This is a genomic window from Streptomyces sp. (assembly GCF_050698815.1).
Classification (GTDB): domain Bacteria; phylum Actinomycetota; class Actinomycetes; order Streptomycetales; family Streptomycetaceae; genus Streptomyces.
In genome coordinates, this window is sequence record NZ_JBOHCV010000498.1 from 1 (window position 1) to 3,385 (window position 3,385).

Annotated in this window: 3 protein-coding genes and 1 pseudogene; all 4 read left to right on the forward strand. The window is 71.2% G+C overall.

Translation table 11 applies throughout. From position 1 onward, the window contains the following. Positions 1-195 (forward strand): arginine deiminase family protein (locus ACRDP3_RS17925; RefSeq protein WP_431517973.1); only part of this gene is annotated, 195 nt, incomplete at its 5' end. 127 nt (positions 196-322) lie between these two features. Beyond that, positions 323-1,336: an ornithine carbamoyltransferase gene (argF, locus tag ACRDP3_RS17930; RefSeq protein WP_431517974.1), complete on the forward strand. Its 1,014-nt coding sequence runs from the start codon at positions 323-325 to the stop codon at positions 1,334-1,336. Positions 1,337-1,470: 134 nt separating this feature from the next. Beyond that, positions 1,471-2,298 carry an enoyl-CoA hydratase family protein gene (locus ACRDP3_RS17935; protein ID WP_431517975.1) on the forward strand — a complete coding sequence of 276 codons (828 nt, stop codon included), beginning with the start codon at positions 1,471-1,473 and terminating at the stop codon, positions 2,296-2,298. Between the two features lie 35 nt (positions 2,299-2,333). Beyond that, positions 2,334-3,335, forward strand: a pseudogene (locus ACRDP3_RS17940) (FAD-dependent monooxygenase); the annotation flags it as partial. Between the last annotated feature and the right edge of the window lie 50 nt (positions 3,336-3,385).

Sequence of the window (3,385 nt, forward strand, 5' to 3'; positions counted from 1 at the left end):
GAGCAGTGGGACGACGGCTGCAACGTGCTGGCCCTCGAGCCGGACGTGGTGCTGGCCTATGAGCGCAACGTCACCACCAACACCCACCTGCGCAAGCAGGGCATCGAGGTGCTGGAGATCCCGGGCAGTGAGCTGGGCCGGGGGCGTGGCGGGCCCCGGTGCATGAGTTGCCCGGTCGAGAGGGACCCGGTGTGAAGCGCCACCCGCATCGCATAGAGATTCGAAGCACGGTATAGAATTCCAGGTCGAGACAGCGCGGGCACAGCACCGACAACAACGCCGGCAGCGCGGACAGCCGACACCAGCGACCTAGGAGCCCCTCATGGCGACAGACCTCACGGGCCGCCATTTCCTCAAGGAGCTGGACTTCTCACCCGAGGAGTTCCGCCACCTGATCGACCTGGCCGCGGAGCTGAAGGTGGCCAAGAAGGCGGGCGCCGAGCAGCAGCGGCTGCGGGGCCGGACGATCGCGCTGGTCTTCGAGAAGACCTCCACCCGCACGCGCTGCGCCTTCGAGGTGGCCGCGGCGGACCAGGGCGCCGGCACCACGTATCTCGATCCGGCCGGCTCGCAGCTGGGACACAAGGAGTCGGCGCGCGACACCGCGCGCGTGCTGGGCCGGATGTTCGACGGCATCGAGTACCGGGGCAGCAGCCAGGCGGTCGTCGAGGAGCTGGCCTCCTTCGCCGGTGTTCCCGTCTACAACGGGCTCACCGACGACTGGCACCCCACCCAGATGCTCGCCGACGTGCTCACCATGACCGAGCACTGCGCCAAGCCCCTCTCCGCGACCAGCTACGCCTACCTCGGTGACGCCCGCAACAACATGGGCAACTCCTACCTCGTCACCGGCGCCCTGCTCGGCATGGACGTGCGCATCGTCGCGCCACGGGCGCTGTGGCCGGAGGAGTCCGTCGTCGCCGAGGCCCGCGCCCTGGCGGAGCGCACCGGCGCCCGCCTCGCGCTCACCGAGGAGGTGGCGGCGGGCGTGCGCGGCGCGGACTTCGTCGCCACCGATGTGTGGGTCTCGATGGGCGAGCCGAAGGAGGTCTGGGACGAGCGGATCGGGCTGCTGCGGCCGTATGCCGTGACGATGGACGTGCTGCGCGCCACCGGCAATCCGGACGTGAAGTTCCTGCACTGTCTGCCCGCCTTCCACGACCTGGGCACGGCGGTGGGCCGGGAGATCCACGCGCGGCACGGCCTGGACTCCCTGGAGGTCACGGACGAGGTCTTCGAATCGGCCGCGCACTCGGTGGTCTTCGACGAGGCGGAGAACCGGATGCACACCATCAAGGCGGTGCTCGTCGCCACTCTGGGGACCGCTCAGGTCTGAGGCTTGGGCCGGTGCGGCTCGCGGCTCAGCTGTGCGGCGCGGCCGCGTCCCGAACCTCTATCGCGTACCCGTGACGGCAGTCACGAACCGGTGATACGTTCACGGGGTCGGCGTCGCGAAGGAGGCCTTGTCCCATGAGCCCGTACACCGGGTCCGCCCGCCGCACGGCGGAGTGGCAGCATCTCCAGGTCACCGAGGACGACGGCGTGGTCACCGTCACCCTGGCCCGCCCCGCCCGGCTCAACGCGCTCACCTTCGGCGCCTACGCCGATCTGCGCGACCTGCTCGCGGAGTTGGCACGGGAGCGCCGGGCCCGCGCGCTCGTACTCGCGGGGGAGGGCCGCGGCTTCTGCTCGGGCGGGGACGTCGAGGAGATCATCGGCGCCACGCTGGACGCGGACACCGCGCAGCTGCTCGACTTCAACCGGATGACCGGTCAGGTCGTACGGGCGCTGCGCGAGGCGCCGTTCCCCGTCGTCGCGGCGGTGCACGGCGTCGCCGCGGGCGCCGGCGCGGTGCTCGCCCTCGCGTCCGACTTCCGGGTCGCCGACCCCACCGCCCGCTTCTCCTTCCTCTTCACCAAGGTCGGACTCTCGGGCGGCGACATGGGTGCCGCGTACCTGCTGCCGCGCGTCGTCGGCCTCGGCCACGCCACCCGCATCCTGATGCTCGGCGAACCGGTGCGGGCCGATGAGGCCGAACGCATCGGTCTGATCAGCCAGTTGACCGAGGAGGGCGGCGCACACGAGGCGGCCGGAGAGCTCGCGCGCCGCCTCGCCGACGGTCCCGCACTCGCCCTCGCGCAGACCAAGGCCCTGCTCACCGCCGAGCTGGACCTCCCGCTCGCGGCGGCCGTCGAGATGGACGCGGCGACCCAGGCGCTGCTCATGCACAGCGAGGACTACGCCGAGTTCCACGCCTCCTTCACCGAGAAGCGGCGGCCGAAGTGGCGGGGGAAGTGAGCGACCGGCCGCCCGGCCCGGCCGGGGGCGCCGGGCTGCGGATCGCGGTCGTCGGCGGCGGGCCCGGCGGCCTCTACGCCGCCGCCCTGCTCAAGCGCCTGGACCCCTCCCGCACTATCACCGTCTACGAACGCAACGCCCCGCAGGACACGTTCGGCTTCGGTGTCGTCCTCTCCGACGAGACCCTCGGCGGCATCGAGCACGCCGACCCGGCCGTATACGCCGCACTCCAACGGGAGTTCGTGCGCTGGGACGACATCGACATCGTGCACCGCGGAACCACCCTCACCTCCGGCGGCCACGGCTTCGCGGCACTCGGGCGGCGGCGACTGCTGGCCGTACTGCACGAGCGCTGCCGGGAGTTGGGCGTAGACCTCCGCTTCCGCACCGAGGCGCCCCCCGCCACTGAACTGTCCGCCGCCCACGACCTGGTCGTCGCCGCCGACGGCGTGCACAGCGCCACCCGTGCCGCGTACGCCGATGTCTTCCGCCCGCACATCACCACGCACCGCTGCCGCTACATCTGGCTGTCCGCCGACTTCGCACTCGACGCGTTCCGGTTCGAGATCGCCGAGACCGAGCACGGCGTGCTCCAGCTGCACGCCTACCCCTACGAGCGCGGCGACGGCACCACTCCCGGCGCGTCGACCGTCATCGTCGAGGCCCGCGAGGAGGTCTGGCGCGCGGCCGGCCTGGACCGCCTCGACGAACGGGCCTCGGCCGAGCAGTGCGCCAAACTCTTCCCCGAAACCCTCGGCGGCCGTCCGCTGCGCGGAAACAACTCGCAGTGGATCGCCTTCCGCACGGTCGTCAACGAGCGCTGGTCACACGGGAATACGGTGCTGCTGGGCGACGCCGCACACACCGCCCACTTCTCCATCGGGTCGGGCACGAAGCTGGCCATGGAGGACGCGCTGTCCCTCGCGGCCTGTCTGCACGAGCACGACGACCTGCAGCCGCCCAAGCCAGACTAACATACTCAGCGCCGGCCCGTCCTGCTGACCAACCAACGAACAGCGCAGGCCACCCTGGAGATGTAAGAGAACCTCGGGCAGTACACCGGCCAGGAGCCGATGCAGTTTGCGTT

Bases quoted from the DNA above. Each gene is read 5' to 3' on its own strand.
- argF (WP_431517974.1), top strand. From the start codon at position 323: ATGGCGACAGACCTCACGGGCCGCCATTTCCTCAAGGAGCTGGACTTC.
- ACRDP3_RS17935 (WP_431517975.1), top strand. From the start codon at position 1,471: ATGAGCCCGTACACCGGGTCCGCCCGCCGCACGGCGGAGTGGCAGCAT.